Source organism: Wolbachia endosymbiont (group A) of Norellia spinipes (genome assembly GCF_964273535.1).
Genome location: NZ_OZ187006.1, coordinates 976,489 through 997,354 on the forward strand (window position 1 = coordinate 976,489; position 20,866 = coordinate 997,354).

The 20,866-nt window shown below is 34.5% G+C and carries 15 protein-coding genes and 2 pseudogenes; 13 read left to right on the forward strand and 4 right to left on the reverse strand.

All coding sequences use genetic code 11. From position 1 onward, the window contains the following. Positions 1-15: 15 nt before the first annotated feature. From ACFZP3_RS04805 to ACFZP3_RS04815, 3 genes are read left to right on the forward strand one after another with little or no spacing between them, the layout of a single operon-like run. The gene (locus ACFZP3_RS04805) at positions 16-480 is read left to right on the forward strand and encodes an ankyrin repeat domain-containing protein (protein WP_386086965.1); all 465 of its coding nucleotides are present in this window, start codon (positions 16-18) and stop codon (positions 478-480) included. A gap of 4 nt (positions 481-484) precedes the next feature. Continuing rightward, a complete protein-coding gene (locus tag ACFZP3_RS04810) occupies positions 485-919 on the forward strand; it encodes a DUF2924 domain-containing protein (protein ID WP_386086966.1) in 435 nt (144 codons plus the stop codon). After that, the gene (locus ACFZP3_RS04815) at positions 913-2,400 is read left to right on the forward strand and encodes a recombinase family protein (RefSeq protein ID WP_264706140.1); all 1,488 of its coding nucleotides are present in this window, start codon (positions 913-915) and stop codon (positions 2,398-2,400) included. Before ACFZP3_RS04810 ends, ACFZP3_RS04815 begins: the two co-directional genes overlap by 7 nt. Positions 2,401-3,021: 621 nt before the next feature. Here ACFZP3_RS04815 and ACFZP3_RS04820 read toward each other — a convergent pair. Further along, a complete protein-coding gene (locus ACFZP3_RS04820; protein WP_386086967.1) occupies positions 3,022-5,937 on the reverse strand; it encodes an ankyrin repeat domain-containing protein in 2,916 nt (971 codons plus the stop codon). A gap of 1,485 nt (positions 5,938-7,422) precedes the next feature. Next, positions 7,423-8,438 (reverse strand): annotated as a pseudogene (locus tag ACFZP3_RS04825) (IS110 family transposase). Between the two features lie 223 nt (positions 8,439-8,661). Between ACFZP3_RS04825 and ACFZP3_RS04830 the strand changes: the two are divergent. Then, positions 8,662-9,207: pseudogene (locus tag ACFZP3_RS04830) on the forward strand (IS256-like element ISWpi15 family transposase); the annotation flags it as partial. 23 nt (positions 9,208-9,230) lie between these two features. Here the strand turns inward: ACFZP3_RS04830 and ACFZP3_RS04835 are convergent. Beyond that, complete coding sequence (locus ACFZP3_RS04835) at positions 9,231-10,115, reverse strand: Rpn family recombination-promoting nuclease/putative transposase (protein WP_264688444.1); 885 nt, start codon at positions 10,113-10,115, stop codon at positions 9,231-9,233. 377 nt (positions 10,116-10,492) lie between these two features. Beyond that, entirely contained in the window at positions 10,493-12,406 is a 1,914-nt protein-coding gene (locus ACFZP3_RS04840) for an ATP-dependent helicase (RefSeq protein WP_265016508.1), read from the reverse strand. A 260-nt stretch (positions 12,407-12,666) separates the two neighbouring features. Between ACFZP3_RS04840 and ACFZP3_RS04845 the strand changes: the two genes are divergently transcribed. Genes ACFZP3_RS04845 through ccmE form a run of 9 tightly spaced genes read left to right on the forward strand, consistent with a single transcriptional unit; the run spans position 12,667 to position 20,800 of the window. Next, on the forward strand, positions 12,667-13,944 hold the full coding sequence (locus ACFZP3_RS04845) for a hypothetical protein (RefSeq protein ID WP_265016509.1): 1,278 nt from the start codon (positions 12,667-12,669) through the stop codon (positions 13,942-13,944). A 60-nt stretch (positions 13,945-14,004) separates the two neighbouring features. Next, positions 14,005-14,592: an NADH-quinone oxidoreductase subunit J gene (locus tag ACFZP3_RS04850; protein WP_253309432.1), complete on the forward strand. Its 588-nt coding sequence runs from the start codon at positions 14,005-14,007 to the stop codon at positions 14,590-14,592. After that, positions 14,583-14,891 (forward strand): NADH-quinone oxidoreductase subunit NuoK, encoded by a 309-nt coding sequence (gene nuoK / locus ACFZP3_RS04855; protein WP_019236815.1) that lies wholly within the window; start codon positions 14,583-14,585, stop codon positions 14,889-14,891. Before ACFZP3_RS04850 ends, nuoK begins: the two co-directional genes overlap by 10 nt. A 4-nt stretch (positions 14,892-14,895) precedes the next feature. Continuing rightward, positions 14,896-16,743: an NADH-quinone oxidoreductase subunit L gene (nuoL, locus tag ACFZP3_RS04860; protein ID WP_386086968.1), complete on the forward strand. Its 1,848-nt coding sequence runs from the start codon at positions 14,896-14,898 to the stop codon at positions 16,741-16,743. Between the two features lie 3 nt (positions 16,744-16,746). Then, positions 16,747-18,189 (forward strand): NuoM family protein, encoded by a 1,443-nt coding sequence (locus tag ACFZP3_RS04865; protein ID WP_253309434.1) that lies wholly within the window; start codon positions 16,747-16,749, stop codon positions 18,187-18,189. Then, positions 18,186-19,550 carry an NADH-quinone oxidoreductase subunit N gene (locus ACFZP3_RS04870; RefSeq protein WP_386086969.1) on the forward strand — a complete coding sequence of 455 codons (1,365 nt, stop codon included), beginning with the start codon at positions 18,186-18,188 and terminating at the stop codon, positions 19,548-19,550. The genes ACFZP3_RS04865 and ACFZP3_RS04870 overlap by 4 nt, the downstream gene beginning before the upstream one ends. 17 nt (positions 19,551-19,567) lie before the next feature. Beyond that, complete coding sequence (locus ACFZP3_RS04875) at positions 19,568-20,290, forward strand: biotin--[acetyl-CoA-carboxylase] ligase (RefSeq protein WP_253309436.1); 723 nt, start codon at positions 19,568-19,570, stop codon at positions 20,288-20,290. After that, a complete protein-coding gene (locus ACFZP3_RS04880) occupies positions 20,287-20,424 on the forward strand; it encodes a hypothetical protein (protein ID WP_253309437.1) in 138 nt (45 codons plus the stop codon). Before ACFZP3_RS04875 ends, ACFZP3_RS04880 begins: the two co-directional genes overlap by 4 nt. Beyond that, positions 20,408-20,800: a cytochrome c maturation protein CcmE gene (ccmE, locus tag ACFZP3_RS04885; RefSeq protein WP_386086970.1), complete on the forward strand. Its 393-nt coding sequence runs from the start codon at positions 20,408-20,410 to the stop codon at positions 20,798-20,800. Before ACFZP3_RS04880 ends, ccmE begins: the two co-directional genes overlap by 17 nt. The last annotated feature ends 66 nt before the right edge of the window (positions 20,801-20,866 follow it).

Consider the following 20,866-nt stretch of genomic DNA (forward strand, 5'->3'; position numbering starts at 1 on the left):
AAAGTGGGGTAAGTTATGGTAAAGCTGGGTAAAAAAGAGGAGTCACTATTAGAGAACTCATATAAAAATATTTATGCAAGAGACGAGAATGGAAGAACAGCTCTGCATTATGCAATAGACGCAAAAACAGTGAGGTTACTAGTCGAAAAAGGAGCGAATGTGAATGCTAAAGATATAGAAGGATATACAGCACTGCATCTAGCGGTAACGGAAAAACGTCTAGAAACCGTGAGAGAATTGATAAAGTCAGGAGCAAATGTAAATGCTGAAGAGTATGGCAATAAATGCACTCCATTGCACCTTGCATGTATGGTGGGAAAAGTGGAAATAGTAAAAGAGTTAGTGGAAGCAGGAGCAGAAATAGAGCAAGAAGATAAGTTCGGAATGACAGCAATGGATTATGCGAAAAATAGTAAAGAGATAACCGAGGTATTAAAGAAAGAAACAGACAGAATTGAAAAGTTATTTATGAAAGGCTAAAAATATGGAGAAAGAAGTAGAAAAGAAAGTAATGAATTTAGAGAGAAAACCTTTGGATGAGCTGAGAAAAACGTGGAAGAAGGTATTTGGGAAAGAAGCGCCTAGATACTCAAAGAAATATCTGATACCAAGATTAGCTTATAGAATGCAGGAAAAAGCGTATGGAGAAATGTCAAGAAAAGGAGCAAAAAGACTGGAGTATCTGGCAGATCGGCTAGAGAAGGGAAAAAGAATAAGTAGTGACAAACTTCCAGTAGCAGGAACAGAGCTAATATTAGAGAGAGGAGAAGAGACGCATGCGGTAATGGTAACAGATAAGGGTTTAATCTACAGAGAAGAGTTTTACACGTCATTGTCAGCAGTAGCCGGAAAAATAATGGGAATGAGTTACAATGGGCCGCTTCTATTTGGAATGAGAGATAAGGAGAAAGAATGCTGAAAGAGGTAAGATGTGCGATATATACTAGGAAGTCAAATGAAGATGGTCTAGAACAAAAATTTAATAGTCTTGATGCGCAACGTGTAGCATGTGAAAAATATATAAAAAGCCGAGAAGGATGGGTAGCATTGGTAAAAAGGTACGATGATGGTGGATATTCAGGGAAAAATTTAGAAAGACCAGCAATAAAGGAATTATTTGAAGATGTAAAAACAGGAGAAGTAGATTGTGTAGTAGTATATACGCTAGATAGGCTATCAAGAGAAACAAAAGACAGCATTGAAGTAACGTCATTTTTTAGAAGGCACCGAGTAAATTTTGTAGCAGTAACACAAATATTTGATAATAATACGCCAATGGGAAAATTTGTACAAACGGTATTGTCAGGAGCAGCACAACTAGAAAGAGAAATGATTGTAGAAAGAGTAAAAAATAAAATAGCAACATCAAAGGAGCAGGGGTTATGGATGGGTGGAACTTTACCGCTTGGATATGATGTAAAAGATAAAGAATTAATAATAAATGAAAAAGAAGCGAAAATAGTAGGGCACATATTTGAAAGATATTTGGAGCTAAAATCAATGGCAGAATTGGCAAGGGAGCTAAATAGTCAAGGTTACAGAACAAAATCAGATATCTTTAAAAAAGCGACAGTGAGAAGAATAATAACAAATCCAATATATATGGGAAAAATACGGCATTATGAGAAAGAGTATGAGGGAAAGCATGAAGCAATAATAAAAGAGGAAAAATGGCAAAAAGCGCAGGAATTGATAAAGAATCAACCATATAGAAAGGCGAAATACGAGGAAGCGTTGCTAAAGGGAATAATTAAGTGCAAGAGCTGTGGTGTAAATATGACACTAACGTATGCAAAAAAAGAAAATAAAAGGTACCGATATTACGTGTGCAATAACCATTTAAGGGGAAAAGGTTGTGAATCAATAAACAGAACTATAGTAGCGGGAGAGGTGGAAAAAGAAGTGATGAGAAAGACAGAGCAGCTATATGAAAAACGGGGAGAAAAGACCGAAGAAAAATGGAAAAATTTAAGTTTTGGAAAGCAGAAAGAAGTAGTGAAAAAGTTAATAAAGGGAGTAATGGTTAAGGAAGATGGAATAGAAGTGAGTTCTGAATCAGAGGAAAAGTTTATACCAATAAAGAAGAAAGGAAACAAATGCACAGTAGTAGAGCCAGAAGGAAAAACAAATAATGCGCTACTGAAAGCAGTGGTAAGAGCCCATTCCTGGAAACGTCAGCTAGAAGAGGGGAAATATGGAAGTGTGAAGGAACTGAGTGCCAAAATTAATATAGGTACAAGACGCATACAACAAATTTTAAGATTAAATTATTTAGCTCCGAAGATTAAAGAAGACATAGTGAATGGGAGACAGCCAAGAGATTTGAAATTAGTTGATTTGAGAGAAATACCGATGCTGTGGAGTGAGCAATTGGAGAAATTCTACGGTCTTGATTTATAAAAGCAACAGAAAAGGGCCATGCCAAAAGATGTTGAGATTGATATAGAAAAGTAAATCAATGTTACAGAATCAATTATATGAAAATATCAATGTAAATGATGAAGATTTTAGCATATCAGATGCAATAGTGATAAAAAATGTATCCAATTTTAGCTGCATATTTTAATGGTAGATTTGGAGGAAAATTCTGTAAACATCAAAAAAAGCAATACTCTAAACCACAGCACACAACTCCAGAAAGTAGTACATGTTGAGCAATCTATAGCCCCTTTTGAATCCTTACTACTACCCACAAATAAAAACATAGTATTGTATTTACTCAAATAATTTAATTTTATTAACCTGAAAGCTTATTAGATTAAAATTATTAAACTAAGAGTTATAATTTTAGCAACTAAAAGCTGTAAATTGCACCATATAAACAGTTATTTCAAGCAAAAGTTATGCCATTAAGAGCTATGCAACAAACATTTATATTTGTGGGTAATAGTAAGTTTTGAATCTGAGAGTGTACTTGAAAATCCATAAACATTAAGTAAACTTTTTAAATAAAATAGTTTCTTTTTCAACTTACTAAATAAACTTCTCCCATCATTGCTGTGTAACAAATCATATACAAAGCTATGGTCTACTTACAAGCAGTGCCTTCTGTTGATGAGATGCTTTTTCTATCTTTAACTCATCCATACTACAGCTTGGCAAGCTTGAATAGCATAAGGAATCTTTTTGTTCTTGCGTTTGTTTTGCCAAGGCCTTATTTCTATAAAGTAGGGGTTGAAAATGATCATGGCCTCCATTTACCATATGTAAGACACTATTGTGACTATAATCTATCTTACCTGCTTTTGATCCTGAGCTATCTATTAACTGATGCAAGAACGGATCTTGTTGCTTATCAATAGTGTGCAATGGGTTACTTTCTGCAACATGCAATTTCACACCATACTTATCACAAAGTACTCTGCCCTCGATATCGGAACGTCCCCAAAATTCATTCTTTCCAATGCTATTGATATATTGGTTACACGTAATTCCACGATTTACGAACTCACCTTCAACCTCATCAAAGTCATTGCCAATTTTACTTATAAACCACTCTGGAGGATTGTCTTGCGCAAATCTCTTACACTCATTCCTTAACTGCTCTACAGTAACTTTGATTCCCTTCTGTTGTTCCAGACTTTGCCTGAATGAATCAAAAAAACAGCTTCCATTATTGATTGCGTGCCCTAAATAGAAGTCATCAGGTATGTTTGATTTTTGCTCTTTATCACCTTGTTTTTCTGCCTTTTCAATAATTTCTTCCTCTAAACCAAAAATCTTACTCCAGTTGTATTTACCTTCTAACCCCAATTTTTTACTTTCCTTTTCTGCTGCTTTAGCTAAGTCTGTTTTAGAAATATCCCCTTTTTCTTCATAGAACCTAGATAAAATTTTAAAGATATCTATCAGGTAAGTTTTTACGTCAAAATTCTTCTCCTTTTTCACAATATTAGACTCAATATTGCGTAAATCTTGTAATAACTTATGCCTTCTAGCAACTTCCTCCATAGAATCCTTTCTTAACTCTTCACGTTCTGTCCATTTGTTGTTAGACTCGCTTATTACTTCAGGATGTATTAATTTTCCAGACCTTTCAAAATATCCCTGTTCAATAGCATAGTAGATATCATAATCACCAAGTGCACAATCCTCGCCTAATTCTTCTTCATGACCTTTGAATTTTTCCAATACTTCCTCTTTATTACTCACTTTTACTATAATTTTGCTTTTATCTTGTACGTCAGGATACAGTCTAACGTCTATATTTCCCAAACTGGTATAGAAAGTTAATACTATATCGCTGCCTTCTGCAAGATTTGTGTAATTCCTTATGCCATCTTGGGTTATAATTTCCACCTCACTTTTGCCAATTTTTATTACACTCCTTCCATATCCTTTTTCTCCTTGAGGTATTCCTAAATTCCTTGTTCTATCTGTGATTTTTGCAACATCTATTATACTATCCTCTGAGTATTCTAAGTAAGATACACTGTTATCGATTTTTCCATCACACAGTTGACCACTGGTAGCATCCTTTGCAACTCTAAAAAATTCTTCAGCATAATTAATGTACTCTACATGAGACTTGATTACATTAGCTTTATGATCTTTAAACTCTCGTTCTATTGTATCAATGACTTTTAAACTATCTGAGTTTTTTAACTTTGCTCCTCTCGATATTAATGCACATACTATATCACTGGCAATTCCATAGCTTCCTTCTAGCTGAGCAATTTTTTCTAGTACGTGATCTGCAAAGTAATAATCTTTGTCTTTAGCAAAATTTAATCTCATTCCAGAAGCTATAATCTCATTTACAACTTCCTGTAGTTCAATCATGCTTTTAGCTTTTACTACCTTACTCAAAAACTTATTTAGCTTAGCAAGTTGATTTGTTTGATACATCTCTGATAAGAGACTATCACATTTTTCACAATTATCTTGCTTATTACCTACAAAGTCAGTTGCTCCTGCTTTTAAGAGTAAAGCTTTTACATCAGGAAATTGACAAAACGGCCAAATTGAACTATCACCCTTAACATTTAAAACTATCTTTAAATCTTGGTTATTTTTATGTTTATCTAAAAATTTTTTCAGATCTTCAACACCTGGACCATAAGGATTATCCCAATCTTCATCAGAATCTGTAGCTTTAACCATTTTACGTAGTTGGTCTCTTAACTTTTTTTGGTTGTCAGTTAAAAAACACTCTATAATATTGTTGCTATCAATTGCAATTTGCAGTGGGGTTTTTCCATTGTTATTTTTTATGTTTAAATCAGCTCCTTTGCTTATGAGTAAATCCATAACCTTTCTGCTATAATCATTACAATTAGCAGCATAATAGTGTAAAGGTGTATTACCTTTTTTATCTTGTATATTTGGATCAGTTTTTGCATCTAAGAGATACTTTAGACCTTCATACTCACTGGAATAAATAGCAGTATCATGCAAAAGTGTTTTACCTTTATTATCCTTCATATTTAGATCAGCACCAGCTTTGAGAAGAGGATGAATGGCTTCATCGTGTGCAACAAACACATTCAATACTGTTGTTCCTAGATGCCCTCTTTTTAGATTAAGAACGTACTTCAGGTCTTTATTTTTCTCGTTACTTTCTAAAAACTGCTTAAGATTTGAAAATGAGTCATAATTCCCCATATTAAAATCTTTTATAATACTATTGAGTAATTTTTGATTTAACTTTTTTTGACTCTCTTCCAGTTTTAAGTTAGGTGCATGAATAAGCCACTCATCTATTAAATCCTCTAAGTATTTTTTATCATCTATCAAACTTCTATCAGCCCAAAATAAATCTCGCTTAATGAATTCATAATAACTATCTACTGGTAATTCAGTTGCTTCTGTTTTTGGGCTACCTATTTCTGAACACTCTTGTCCAGCACTTAGGTCACACTTCAGTTTTTGCTCATCAGTGTGTTTGCTTTGTTCACTGATAGGTTCTGCAATATATTTTACTGACCCTGTACCCATATTACCTGCTAGCTCTAGATATAGAATATATTATATAGAATGTGTAGTATGTGTCAAGCTAATTTCAACATAATCTTTTTACTACTCATATTTTTGTTAAGTTTTTATGGTGAGTACTGCTAGGTTAAAAGTTGTTTATTACTGGAAGTTTTAGCCAATTTTACTATAGATCAACAAAACTGAGAACACCAGCTATATTTAATATATAGGAATATGATGCTTTAAAGGAGTACGGAAACTGCTGAAGTTTTTACAGCAAACCTGTATGGAGCAACTTCAGCAGAATAAACAAATACATGCCAGTATTAGTAGAGAATTATTTATAAGTCAACTAACTTTTTCAAAAAATACTTTAGTAAAAGTACCATGCTAGCTAGTGTTATAAAGAATTCAATTGTTTACTCCCTCAAAAAAGATCGTATATTTTTGAGAACAAGTTGCGTAAAAATGGAGTTACGAAAATAGAATTTTGAAATCTTTGCAACAAAGTTAGGCAAAATAGTTCGTATGTAGATATGGATGAAATGGGCTAATACGGCTAGTTTTAGCGTATAATGAAATCATCATATAAAAAAGTTCGTATGTATCACTTGGTAGCTCACAGAAATGCAAAACTTACTTGACAAACTCCGTCAGCCCCCTTATCATGAAACTGAAGGTATTTAGTTATCTTCATCTGTGCAGATTAAACAGCAAAAAAACAACGTAGTTGGCGTCTTATTTTTAATTTTTTGCACTATGTGCACCTTATGTCTTCACAACATTTCTGGGTTTTTACCCACACAAGCTGAAACGCGCTTATAAGTCGTTTAAGACAGTATAGTACGCCAATTTGCAGGATTAGAGAGTGACAACTAGCTAACACGGGATTTCTTTTGCCTTTTTTTCTGCTTAGTAAATTTCTTAAACATTTGAACTAAGGTGAGTTGCACTTAAAAGCAGCTAAATTGCAGTGTTTAAGACTTAAAAAAACGCCAATACAGAAAATAGACAATGACCAGGGCTTCTTTTGCCTTTTTTTTCGTTTAGTAAATTTCTTAACGTTTGTAGCTAAACGACAATCGTCATCCCGCTGCTTGTTAGCGGGATCTCTTGTTAGCGGCTGAGATACCGCGAATGAATCGCGGTATGACGGTTAAGTAGGGTGTCATTCCAGTCTGGGATCCAGTCTTTATTATGCAGCCACTTGGTTAAAATTAAGTTTTCTGGATCCCAGTGTCAGCTACTCGGATGACAGGAGATACCGTCTTGTTAGTCAACAAAAAAATTATAAAAATTTCCCAAGTTGCATCATAAAATCAAAAAATACTTCCAATTGTGTAACAGTACACAGATTATAGTTAGTGGATATGTTGATAAGTAAATTAGTTTTATACGCACAAAACAGATGAAGTTTACTTATCAACATATCCACTAACCAACAACATTCAATAAATTTGTGTAAGATACCACTTTACATAAGATAGATAGGAAGCATTTTTGATTTTAAAGTACTAAACCTTCAGTCAACCTCCTAGCCCTGTAGTTTTTGATATGGTTAGGATCAAAAGCACTTTTGGATGTCAGAATACCGAAAATGATATGGAGTAGCTTACGCATTGCAGCACCAACGATGGCCATATTATGCTTACCCTTTTCCTTTAATCTTTGGCAAAAGCTCATAATGATAGGATTGTGATTCTTAGCTACTATGGCAGGAAAGAAAAGTGCCTTACGTAATGTTTGTGAACCGGATTTACTTAATCTGGGTTTGGCATATACAGAGGAACCTGACGTCATATTTCGTGGTATAACTCCTGTATATGCTGCCAATTGCCTGGCATCTCTAAAAACCTCTATATCAGAAACTTCAGCTAAAATAGCTATTGCTGATTCTTCTCCTATGCCTGGAATAGTCAATAGAAGTTGAAAATTTTCCAACAATTCTTTGTGTTGATTTAATAGTTCACGTACGGAGTTTTTTATTGTTTCTATTTTTTGAGCTATATTCATTGCAAGGTCTTCCCAAGCATTTGCAACTTCTTTAGGCAGTCTCTCTTTTTTTTCTAAGTGGTTATTTACTAATGTTAACTCATCTTTTAACGCAACTGAGCAACGATAAAGATGTTTTAATTTTTTCATTTCAGGAGAAGGTGGTGTCCAACTAGAAGGTTCCTGTCTTTGGCAATAATCAGCAATAACTTCTGCATCGGTCTGATCATTCTTTTGTCGTATCAGCTTACTCCTTGCATAAGATTTTATGCAATAAGGATTTACAACACTTACAAAATGTCCAGCATTGTGTAGAAATTCAGCCAGTGCTTCGCTATAACAACCAGTAGATTCCATGCAGGTTTTTACTTTTTCTACATTATGTTTGTGTAGAAAATTCAGTAGACTTTGAAACCATCGTTCTTAAAGCTTCTTTTTCTAGTTTCACGCTTTCCTTTTTTGCTTATAAATGAGAGAAAAACATCAAAGCGATCTTTTGATATATCTATGCCCAAAAAGTTGTTGATCATATATAACCCCATACGTTACCATTAAAAATGAAAAGTAAGGCTAGTCTTGTGAATACAGAATTAGAACCATTCAGGTCTTTCTACGATACCTTCCAGCCTATACTTTTGAGAAGGGAATTCTTATCTCCTCTACAGATTTTATATCTAAGAAGAAGCACAGAGTTCCTCCCTTCTCCACCTAATGCTTAAGCTTAAAACATTAGATGCTTTTGACAAGATACAAGTAGAAGATATCCTTATTGCCTGCGTTGATGGGCTGAAAAGCTTTCCTGCAGCTATAAACAGTGTCTTTCCTAATGCGGAAGTGCAGATGTGTATAGTGCATCAGATACGCAACTCACTGAAGTATGTGGCCAGTAAAGATGCGAAGAGTTTTTTGAGCGATTTAAAGAAGGTATATCAAGCTTCAAGCAAGGAAATTGCCGAGAATTATCTGTTGGAATTGGATGAAAAATGGGGCACAAAGTACCCTATGGTTATAAAATCTTGGCAGAATAATTGGGAAAACTTGTCTGGTTATTTTAAGTATTCTGGTCCAGTTAGGAGGATAATCTACACCACCAATCCCATAGAGGGGCTACATAGGCAAATTAGGAAATTCACTAAGACCAAAGGCTCATTTACCAGCATAAATGCCTTGTATAAGCAGGTATATTGTGCTATAAAGAAGGCAGAGGAAAAGTGGACGATGCCTGTACATGATTGGGCATTAACTATCTCTCAACTTGGTGTTTTCTTTCCTGGCAGATTGAAAATTGAGTTGAACTAAAAATGCGGTTTGACACAGTTTATTTAACACTCCCCTTCAATCTCACTAATAGAAAGGCCTGTAAACTTGACAATAGTGTTGACATCAACATTATTAGCCAGCATTGCTTTTGCGACTTCAATTTTCCCTTCAATTTTCCCTTTCTCTATACCTTTTTGTATACCTTTCTCTTCAGCAAGATCAAGTCTGTATTCAAGAATGGCTTCTTCTTTCCGTAGATCCATTATTCTTTCTTCGTAAGCTACTAAATCTTTTTCGTTCCAACGAAACTTGTCTAATTCATCATATGCTAGCTTTATTATTGGCGCTTTTTCTGCTATCTCTTTTAAGTCCTCTTCTGTTGTTTCTTCTGCGTATTTAAAAAAGAAACACCACCTTTCTACTATACTTTCTAACTGCTCTACTTTACTTTTTGAAAATTTGGGCAATTCTATAAAGATAAATTGAAAATCTTTTAAGTAATGGCCGTTAGTTTTTATATCACGTATATTGTGAGTAGAAATATAATCAACTTCTTCAGGAAGTAAGTTACAATTTGATATAGCAATAAAGAAGACTTTCTTTAAATCAATGTAGTTGCCAGATTTATCTAATTGTCTTGAGTAGGCTTTAGCGGCATATAATTGAGCGCGTTTTTCGAAGCCCTTGTCTCTAGCAAGCTGCATTTCTGCTATATATCTATTTCCGTGAGAATCCTTGCAGAGAACATCAACAATACTTTGTTTATCAGAGGCAACTTCGGGATCCATAATAGTGCTAAGAAACTCAACTTCTTGTATTGCATTTATCTCAGTAAACCCTAAAATATCGTTCAAAAAGTGGATCAGGATATTCTTATTTTTTTCCGTTCCAAAGATTTTTTTGAAACACAAATCATTGCGAGGATCGAGAAATTTTGAAAGAGCCATGGCAAAAATGCTTGAAAATATTAATAATTATACACTATTATTAACAATTATTCAACCATATTTTTGAAGATAGCTATAGCTATGCTGCCGCGGTATCTCTTAGCACAGATCCCGCTAACAAGTAGCGGGATGACGAGGATGCCGCCGCGAACCGTCATAGCGCCGCGGCGCTAACTAGTAGCGGAATGACGGTTTTTCAAATTGTCGGTAAATCTAAGTCAGTTTAGCTATAGGCAGCAATTTTCTGTATTTATTTTAAATTGAAGAAAGCTCAAATGAAAGATCATGTTTTGCTAAAAATCACAGAATGCAGTCTGGTTACACATATAGTTGAAGTAATTCAGATTTGTAAGATATGTTTATCTGCAGTTATAGCTTCAACAGTAGGCGTTACTCTTGATTACCTCAACATTTTCTCTTGGCAATTCTTTAATGAACCGAGAAGTGCGCATCGGTTGCCACTGGTTGTTAATTTCCCTCCTATCTGCACATGAAATGATTAACCTTTCTTTGGCTCTGGTTATGCCAACATATGCGAGTCTCCTTTCTTCTTCTAAAGCTTTACCACTTTTATCTTCAAAAGATCTTTGATGAGGAAATAATCCCTCTTCCCAACCAGGTAGAAACACGCACGGGAATTCAAGTCCTTTGGCTGCATGAAGAGTCATAACATATACGGTGTCATCGTTATTCATATTATCCACTTCCATCACTAGACTTATATGCTCCAAGAAAGTTGTGGCATTATCGAAATTTTTTAAAGATGAGATGAGCTCCTTGACATTTTCTATTCGTGCTAAGCCTGTTACTTCCTCATTTTCAAGCATTTCAATATACCCTGATTGGTTTGCTACGATTTTAACGAATTCATGCAGTGGTTTTACGCTTACTATTTCTTCCCAAGCTTTAATTTTATTTAAAAAATCATTTAGTGAGAGTTTAATTCTTTCGGTTACTTGATTACTATTAACTAATATTTTTGCTGCCTCAAAAAAAGAAATTTTGTTATCCTGAGCAGTCGTGTATATTTTCTTTAGAGTTGTAGCTCCTATGCTTCTTTTTGGCCGATTTACGATCCTTTCGAAAGCTAAGTCATCGTTATTGTTTGTAACGAGTCTTAAATATGCAATTATATCCCTGACTTCCTGACGTTCGTAGAATTTTACGCCACTTATAATCTTGTAGGGAATTGAATATTTTATAAAATACTCTTCGAGAACTCTAGTTTGAAAAGTGGCCCTTACCAGCACTGCAATGTCACTAAATCTGTATTTATTGAGCTTTAATATCTGTTCGCTTATGAACCTTGCTTCAGCTTTTCCGTCCCATAATTTTATTAGATTTACCTTTTCCCCTTCAACGTTTGTTGTCCACAATTTTTTTTCTAGCCGAGTTTTATTGTGATTGATAACATATGACGCAGTTGCAAGTATGTGAGATGTTGATCTATAGTTACACTCTAGTTTGACAGTTTTTGCATTTTTAAAATCATCAGAAAATTTTAAAATGTTTTCAACTTCTGCACCACGCCAACTGTATATTGACTGATCGTCATCTCCCACACAGCAAATATTTGAGTGCTTTTTTGCAAGGTATTTTAGCCAAAGATATTGTATTGCATTTGTATCTTGATACTCATCTACCATGACATACTTAAACTTGTTTTGGTAGTAGGACAGAACTTCGGTCTTTTGATTAAAGAGTTGTATGTTATATAGCAATAAGTCACCAAAATCGACAGAGTTAAGGAATTTTAACCTTTCCTGATACTGGTGATAGACTTTGAGTGCAATCACGTATACTGATCTAAATGATTGAACGTCTTCCACTTCAGATGGCAACAAACACTTCTCTTTCCATTGCTGAATAATATTCATAATGGTCTTACATTTTTCTGATAGGTAATCAGGGCTGATTTCATTCATGATGTTTTTTATTACCTGTAATTGGTCATCCACACCAATAATTGTAAAATTGGAATTTAGCCCCACGACTTCAGCATGATGACGTAGAATTTTTGCTGCAATTGCATGGAAAGTGCCAAGCCATGGTATGTTTGTGCCTGTTAGCTCAAGTACCCTTGATACCATCTCATTTGCTGCTTTGTTTGTGAATGTCACTGCTAATATCTCATCAGAGTAAGCGTGACCGTTCCTAATTATGTGCGCTATTCTTGAAGTGATCGTTCTTGTTTTTCCGGTTCCGGCTCCTGCCAATATTAAAACCGGTCCATCTATGTTAGTTACAGCTAATTGTTGTTCTGGATTTAGCAGTGAGAGATAATCGTTCATTTGCAGCTCTATAGATTATAACTTCGTAAAGTTAAACCTATGATCGAAATATTGTAAAGGTTTTATTGAATAGAACAGTTAAAGAATGTCCTAGGTGTATGGTCCCACCATACCAATTTATTGTACTAATTCTAGTATAACCTGCCGGGACAATCTATTTCAGTTCCAATACCTTACATTATAAGGATACAAGTCAATAATTGACAATCACTGAGATACAGGCTAAAATGTTTATATGATAATTCTTGTGAGGAGGAAAAATGGATTTTGACAAATATATTAAAGGCAATGCACTTTTTATACATGGATGTGTTGCTGTAGATATAGTGGTTAAAGAGCTAGTAAGGTTTTTACAAAATGAAACACACATTACAGAACTTGGTCTAGAATGGTGTAAAATTGATGATGAAGATGCAAAAGAGTTAGCTAAGCTTACACATCTTACTTCACTTGATTTATCCATGAACAACATTAGTGATAAAGGTGCAAAAGCTTTAGCTAGTCTTACCAGTCTGACTAGACTTAACTTATTGAGTAACAATATTAGTGTTGAAGGTGCAAAAGCTTTAGCCAATGGCAAGCTTAAAAATCTCAAGCAGCTTAACTTAGAAAACAACAATATTGGTGATGAAGGTGCAAAAGCTTTAGCCAATGGTAAGCTTGAAAATCTCAAGCAGCTTAATTTAAAAAACAACAATATTGGTGATGAAGGTGCAAAAGCTCTAGCTAACGGTAATCTTACAAGTCTTGAATGGCTTAAATTATCATGTAACAAAATTGGTGGTAAAGGTGCAAAAGCTTTAGCTAATGGTAAGCTTGAAAATCTTAAATATCTTGATTTAACGCAAAATAATATTGGTGCTTCTGAAGGTGCAAAAGGGTTGGCTGAAGGTAATCTTATCAATCTTGTTCAACTTAATTTAACCCGGAATAAGATTGGTAAAAAGGGCGCAAAAGTTTTAGCCAATGGTAAGTTTGAAAATCTCGAGCAGCTTAACTTAGAAAACAACAATATTGGTGATGAAGGTGCAAAAGCTTTAGCTAATAACAATCTTACAAAGCTTGAATACCTTAGTTTAAAAGACAACTACATTCGTAATGAAGGTGCAAAAGCTTTAGCTAATGGTAACTTTACAAAGCTTCAACATCTTATCTTAACCGAAGGTGTTGGTGATGAAGTTAGAAAAGAGCTAGAAGCTAAGCTTACAAATTGTACTGTTGTTGTACATTACCATAATCAAAATCTACCATTCAGTCCTGAAAACAATAGCAAATATTATGCTGGCTACAGTACAGCAATTGGCTTATTTTTAGGTTTGAGCATAGCATATCTTGCAGGAGCTGCTGCTTTAACTCCTGTTGTTGCTGTTGCAGTATTTATTGCAGCCACTGTTGTTGGTGCACTGGTGGGTTATGGTATTGGAAAATTTTGTGAAAAGGTCAGTGAAGAGAAGCAAAATGATCCTGATATGAGTATGTGTACTGCAATTAAGAATGTCCTTATCCCTGAGTGTTTAATCCATAAGGTAGGCATTTAGTATTGACTTTACAACGATAGTCACTTTAAATTAGTAATTGTTGTTGCAGTTAAAGTATCGATGCCTTTTTTCTTTTATTTTTTCGCAATTCTTAGCATTTTATCTGCTGTTTGTGTAATTAGTGTAAGAAATCCTGTGCATGCAGTATTATTTTTAATTTTCACCTTCGTTAATTCTGCAGTTCTTTTTATTCTCCTTGGAGCTGAATTCATTGCTATGATGGTGCTGATAGTATATATCGGTGCGGTTGCAGTGTTATTCCTTTTTGTAGTTATGATGCTCGATATTGACTACATAAGGTTGCGCCAGGGTTTTGCGAAGCATTTCACTCCTGGTGCTATATTATGTGTTGTGTTTTTTCTGATTATCAGTTTTGTAATCCGCAGCTCAACGCTGAATATAAGTAATGTTATAAACTATAATGCCAATAACGTGAAAGCTATCGGTAATTTGCTCTACACTGACTACATGTACGCTTTTCATCTTTCTGGTATTCTGCTGCTTGTTGCAATTGTCGGTGCAATTGCTCTTACTTTGCAGGACAAGAAAAAAGGAGTTAAAAAACAGAATGTATTAAAGCAATTGACACAATCTTCATCTGTAAAATTGGTTAAGGCTAAATTTGGAAAAGGAGTAGAATGGAAATAGGATTAAATCATTTTTTGATAGTTGCTGCTATTTTGTTCACTATTGGGGTGTGCGGTATTTTCATTAACCGTAAGAGCATAATCAATATACTGTTATCAATAGAAATATTATTGCTGGCGATTAACATCAATTTAGTTGCTTTTTCTGCCTTTATGAATGATATAGTTGGGCAAATTTTTGTGATGTTTGTGTTGACTGTTGCGGCAGCAGAGTCAGGAGTTGGGCTTGCAATATTGGTTGTATATTATAGAAGTCGTGGCAATATAGATGTTGAACAAGCGAACTTAATGAAAGAATGAAAGTATGATGGATATACTGAAATTAATAGTATTTTTGCCACTCTTTGGTTCGCTATTTGCAGCACTTTTTAGAAAAAGTCAGTTAGTTACAACGGCAGGGATTGGAATATCTGCAGTTTTATCTTGGTATGTTTTTCTCACCTTCTCTGAAAACTATCATTTAGTTTTATTTCCTTTGTTTTCATTAAGTGTATTAAAAGTAAATTGGGCAATTAGTGTGGATGCTCTCTCATCCTTAATGCTTATTGTTATTACCACCGTTTCACTAGTAGTCCACCTCTATTCTATCGGTTATATGGAGCATGATAAAGGGAAGTCGAGGTTTTTTTCTTACCTATCGCTATTTACGTTTTGCATGATTGTGCTGGTTGTAAGCGATAATTTCGTGCAGCTTTTTTTTGGCTGGGAAGGGGTTGGCCTATGTTCTTATTTACTCATAGGATTTTGGTTCCAAAAATATTCTGCAAATAATGCAGCAATTAAAGCATTTGTTGTAAATAGGGTAGGAGACTTTGCACTATTAATTGGAATCTTTCTTATTTATTATACATTTCACTCTTTGAAATTTACTGAAGTTTTTGACACAGCTGATCTTCTTGGCGCACAGAACATTAGGGCATTCTGCTGTGAATTTAAAATAATTCATATAATATGCATATTACTTTTTATTGGCTGTATGGGTAAATCTGCACAGCTTGGTTTACATGTTTGGTTGCCAGATGCAATGGAAGGGCCAACCCCTGTTTCTGCACTCATTCACGCAGCAACGATGGTAACAGCAGGTATATTTTTAGTAGCAAAATGTTCTCCATTGTTTGAGCTATCAAATGTGGCACGAGAATTAATAGTTATTGTTGGGGCACTTACTGCTTTTTTTGCAGCTACGGTTGCGATTACTCAGAACGATATAAAAAAAATAATTGCTTATTCAACCTGCAGCCAACTTGGTTATATGTTCATGGCATGTGGGCTTTCTGCTTACAATGTTGCTATTTTTCATTTAATGACACACGCTTTTTTTAAAGCTCTACTATTTCTTGGTGCTGGCAATGTAATTCATGCAATGCATCATGAGCAAAACATTCAGAAAATGGGAAATTGCTGGAAGAAAATCCCTTGCACTTACACTCTCATGTGGATTGGGTCTCTTGCGCTTTCTGGAATATTTCCATTTGCAGGTTTTTACTCAAAGGATTTGATAATTGAACATGCTTATAGCACGGATAGCTTTGCTTTTGTAATAAGCTTAGTTGTTCCATTCTTCACAGCGTTTTACTCTTGGAGGTTATTGCTTCTTGTGTTCCATAGCCAAAAACAAAGTAAAATTAATATACATGAAGCACCGAAGATTATGCTTATACCATTACTGATACTTGCTTTTGGATCGGTATTTTCTGGAGTGTGGGGAGCAAATATTTTGAACATAACTAGTAATGCGTTTTGGAAATCAAGTTTAATGGTGATTGATGAGCATGGAGTTCATAATTTCTTTATAAAACTACTACCAACCTTGGCAAGCCTAAGTGGAATAGCTCTTGCGTACCTGATTTACCAATATCAAGTAATTAGGCAAATTAAGAGTAAATTTTTACTTAAGTTTTTGCAGAATAAATGGTACTTTGATGAGGTGTATGAGTTTGTTATAATTGCACCGATAAGGTTTATATCTAGGCTTCTATGGAAGTTTGATGTTAAGGCTATTGATTCATTTGGACCAAATGGTGTTGTAAGGTTGGTTAACGAATGTTCAAAAAGTTCTATAAAGTTACAAACTGGTTATATATTTGATTATGCATTTATTATGTTTGTTACTTTAATAATCGGTGCTTTATATATTATTGGAATTAAATAGAAGGTGTTGTTACTTAGTATATTCTTGCTTCCACTGATAGGAGCGTTGATTTTATCCTCGATCAGGATTAATCATCAATCTATACACTTAAGATTCCTTGCCCTATTTTTTGCTGTACTTCCATTTTTGCTTAGCATTGTAGCTTGTATAGAATTTGATTATAACAATGCGGACTTTCAGTTTGTCAGCTATCCAGTAAGAGATATTGGAATAGGGGTGGATGGAATATCGTTGCTTTTCCTTCTACTTACGACCTTCTTGTTTGTTATTTGTATGCTCTATAATTGCAAAATGAGTTATACGACCCTAAAAGCCTATATGGCATTATTTCTACTGCTTGAGAGTTTTGTAGTCGGTTTTTTCGTTTCACTGAATGCTATAAGCTTTTATGTGTTTTTTGAAGCTGTCTTAATACCAATGTTCTTTATTATTGGCATTTGGGGAGGGAAGCAAAGGATATATGCGACGTTTAAGTTATTTCTTTATACATTAACTGGCTCATTATTATTTCTACTTGGGTTGGTATACATCTATAGTGTTTTTGGAACGTTTAGTATACAAAAATTAGCTACATTAGTGCCAAGCCTTGATCTTGAAGTGCAGTCATTGCTGTGGATTGCATTTTTTATTTCTTTTGCAATAAAAGTACCTATGTTTCCATTTCACACTTGGCTTCCTGATGCGCATGTGCAATCACCAACTTCTGGGTCTGTGATTTTAGCTGGCTTGCTTATTAAAATGGGGGGATATGGATTTTTAAGGTTTTCTATTCCAATGCTTCCTCAGGCAAGTTTGTATTTTTCAAATTTCGTTGTTGTGCTGAGCATTATTGCGGTGATATATGCTTCTCTAGTTGCGTTTGCTCAAGATGATATAAAGAAGTTAATAGCTTATTCTTCAATAGCACATATGGGAATCGTTACCGCTGGCCTCTTTTCATTTTGTGAGGAAGGAGTACTGGGTAGCATATTTCAAATGATTAGTCATGGCCTTATTTCTGCTGCTTTATTTTTGTGTGTTGGAATGCTATATACTCGAACTGGAACTTTGGAGATTGCAAAGTACTTTGGCATAGTAAATACAATGCCAAAATTTGGTTTTATGTTCATTTTGTTTTCAATGGCTTCAATAGGGCTACCTGGAACATCTGGGTTCATAGGTGAGTTTTTGGCTATGGTTGGAATGTTTAAGAGCATAGGTTTTTTTACAGGATTTATCGCACTTGGCACTATTTTAAGCGCAGTTTATATGCTGAATTTATGTAAGCAAATAATATGGGGGGTTAGCTATTCTAAATTATTAAATAATCGCTTGGATAGCATAGAATTTTCTGTCTTAATTCTGCTTGCAGTGTTTGTTATTTTGCTTGGATTCTACCCAACCCTTGCACTGAATTATTTGAAGCCATGTATGGCAAATTTGTTAGTCAAATATAATGCGCTATGAATTATATACAGATATTGCCGGAAACGTTCTCTATTATCTCCTCGTTAGTGTTGCTACTGCTTGGAATTATATTTAACCGCCGAACTATCAACTTATTAGCACTTGGCTGCACATTGGTAACTTTGATTATTTTAATTATTTCGGCAGAAAACAATGAAATTTTTCTCTTTAATTCGTTGTTAAAACTCAATTTATACATCAGGTCAGCCCAAGGGTTAATTCTCAGCACAGGAATTTTAATACTTTTGATGCTGAATTTATCAAAATATGACTATAAATATGAATTTTCAATACTGATTCTTTTTGCGCTATTTGGCATGATAACTTTGGTTTCAGCAAATAGTCTGATTTCTTTTTACTTAGCTTTTGAGTTGATGAGTATATCTTTATATGTTCTTGCGAGCTTTAATAAAGATTCAGCTTATTCATGTGAAGCAGGAGTGAAATATTTTACACTTAGTGCACTATCTTCCTGCATTATGCTATATGGAATGTCGCTGCTTTATGGATATACAGGACAAGTCAATTTCTCTGAGCTCTGTTCATTCTTGCAAAACCATCAGATAACTTATGGAATAGTTTTTGGGTTAGTTTTTATCCTTATTGGTTTGTGTTTCAAGCTTGCTATTGCTCCTTTTCATATGTGGGCTCCAGATGTCTATCAAGGTGCACCTACCATAGTAACTGCGTTTTTTTCTACGGCCCCAAAAGCTGCACTTGTAACATTTTTAATTCGATTGATGAATGAAGAGTTAGTAAATGTAAAAAGTTATGTTCAGCCTATTTTCTTATACGTTTCAGCATTGTCTGTGCTTATCTCAGCTTTTGGGGCCTTGCGTCAGCAAAACTTAAAAAGGCTGCTTGCTTACAGTTCAATTGGTCACATTGGTTTTATATTTGCTTCACTTTCTATTTTTACACAAGCAGGAACAGATAGTGCCTTAATGTATTTGGTGATATATATCATCACAAGCATAGGACTATTCTCATATCTCGTACAAATTGACGATGACGATTGTGATATTGCAAATTTATCTGGTATAGGGAAGAAACACCCAATTGTAGCATTTCATCTTTCTGTACTGTTACTCTCGATGTCGGGAATACCTCCACTTGCAGGTTTTATCGCTAAATTTTTTATATTCAAAAGTTTAATAAATTCTGGCTTTATCAGCCTGTCTTTGATCCTTGTAATAGCGAGTGTGATATCATGCTACTATTATTTAAATATCATGAAAGTTATGTATTTTGATAAAGCTAGTGGTAATAAGGTTGCTTATTCTAAGGGTCTATTCATTATCACTTCAGTGGCTTCACTTATCAACCTCGTTCTTTTCTTATACGTTTTACTCACTCATTGAACTAAAGGGCTGACAAGGTGATCCCTAAGGGCTTTCATATTCATCATTACAAAGAAGTTTCAAGCACTAACGAAGAAGCGTTAGATTTAATTGATAAAGGAATATCAAATGAAACTGTCATTATTGCTGATAAACAAACAGAAGGTAGGGGACGCACTGGAAAAAGCTGGATTTCTCCAGAGGGTAATCTCTATGCGAGTTTGATAATTAACCAAGAAACGGATGTCAGCAAATTGACAGAATTGACTTTTGTTACTGCTCTTGCTGTTGGCAACACGTTACTATCATTTATAAGTGACAGTAACGTTCAACATAAATGGCCAAATGACATTCTAATCGATGGCAAGAAAATAAGTGGAATATTGCTTGAAAAAAGATCCAATTCGAATTGGCTCATTATAGGAATTGGAATTAATGTCAATCATGCACCACTTCCAGGAACAACGTGCATTAGCAATTACGGTGAATCTGTGTCTAACATGGATCTGTTAAAGGAATTAATAATAAATTTTAATAAGCTAAGAAAGCAATGGCTATTTGATGGGTTTTATGCTATAAGAGAAATGTGGTTAAAAAAAGCATTCAAAATGAATGAGCAAATCAGTGTAAAGTTAGCTGACAAATTGTATGAAGGAATTTTTGCTGATATAGATAAAAGTGGTAAATTGGTGTTGCAGCAAAAGGATGGAAGCTTAATTTATTTTGATGCAGGTGAGTTATTTATTGATAATGCATTATGAATACATATGTAATTTTTGCTTACCTTATTAGTTTCACGCTGATTGCTGGAGAGCTAATTTTTACCATTTCTTGCTATATTAAAAGTAAAAAAATCTTAGAAAGCCTTAAAAGTAATAATGAAGAAGAAACATAAGCGATTACTTATAACTTCAGGAATTTTCTGCTTTTTAAGTTGTGCAGTTTTTTTTATTTTAACAACGCTCAAAGAAAATATCTCATTTTTCTATACAGTAAGTGAGGCAATAGTTTTACCAAATAATCAAAAGCCAATCCGTGTTGGTGGAATGGTTGTTGAAAATAGTGTGATACGGAGCGAAAGCGAAGTGATTTTTCAAATAACAGATTTTAATAAGAGCGTTATGGTGAAATATCAGGGAATACTTCCACCAATGTTTTCAGAAAAAAGTGGTGTTGTTGTGCAAGGTAAAATGTTTGATAATAGTACTTTTCTTGCAGATACAGTGTTTGCAAAACATGATGAGAACTATATGCCGAAAGTTTTAAAATAGATTCCCTAATTCAGCTGTATTGAAACGATATGTAGAGAGAGTAACAGCCTGCTAGCAAGCTGTTAC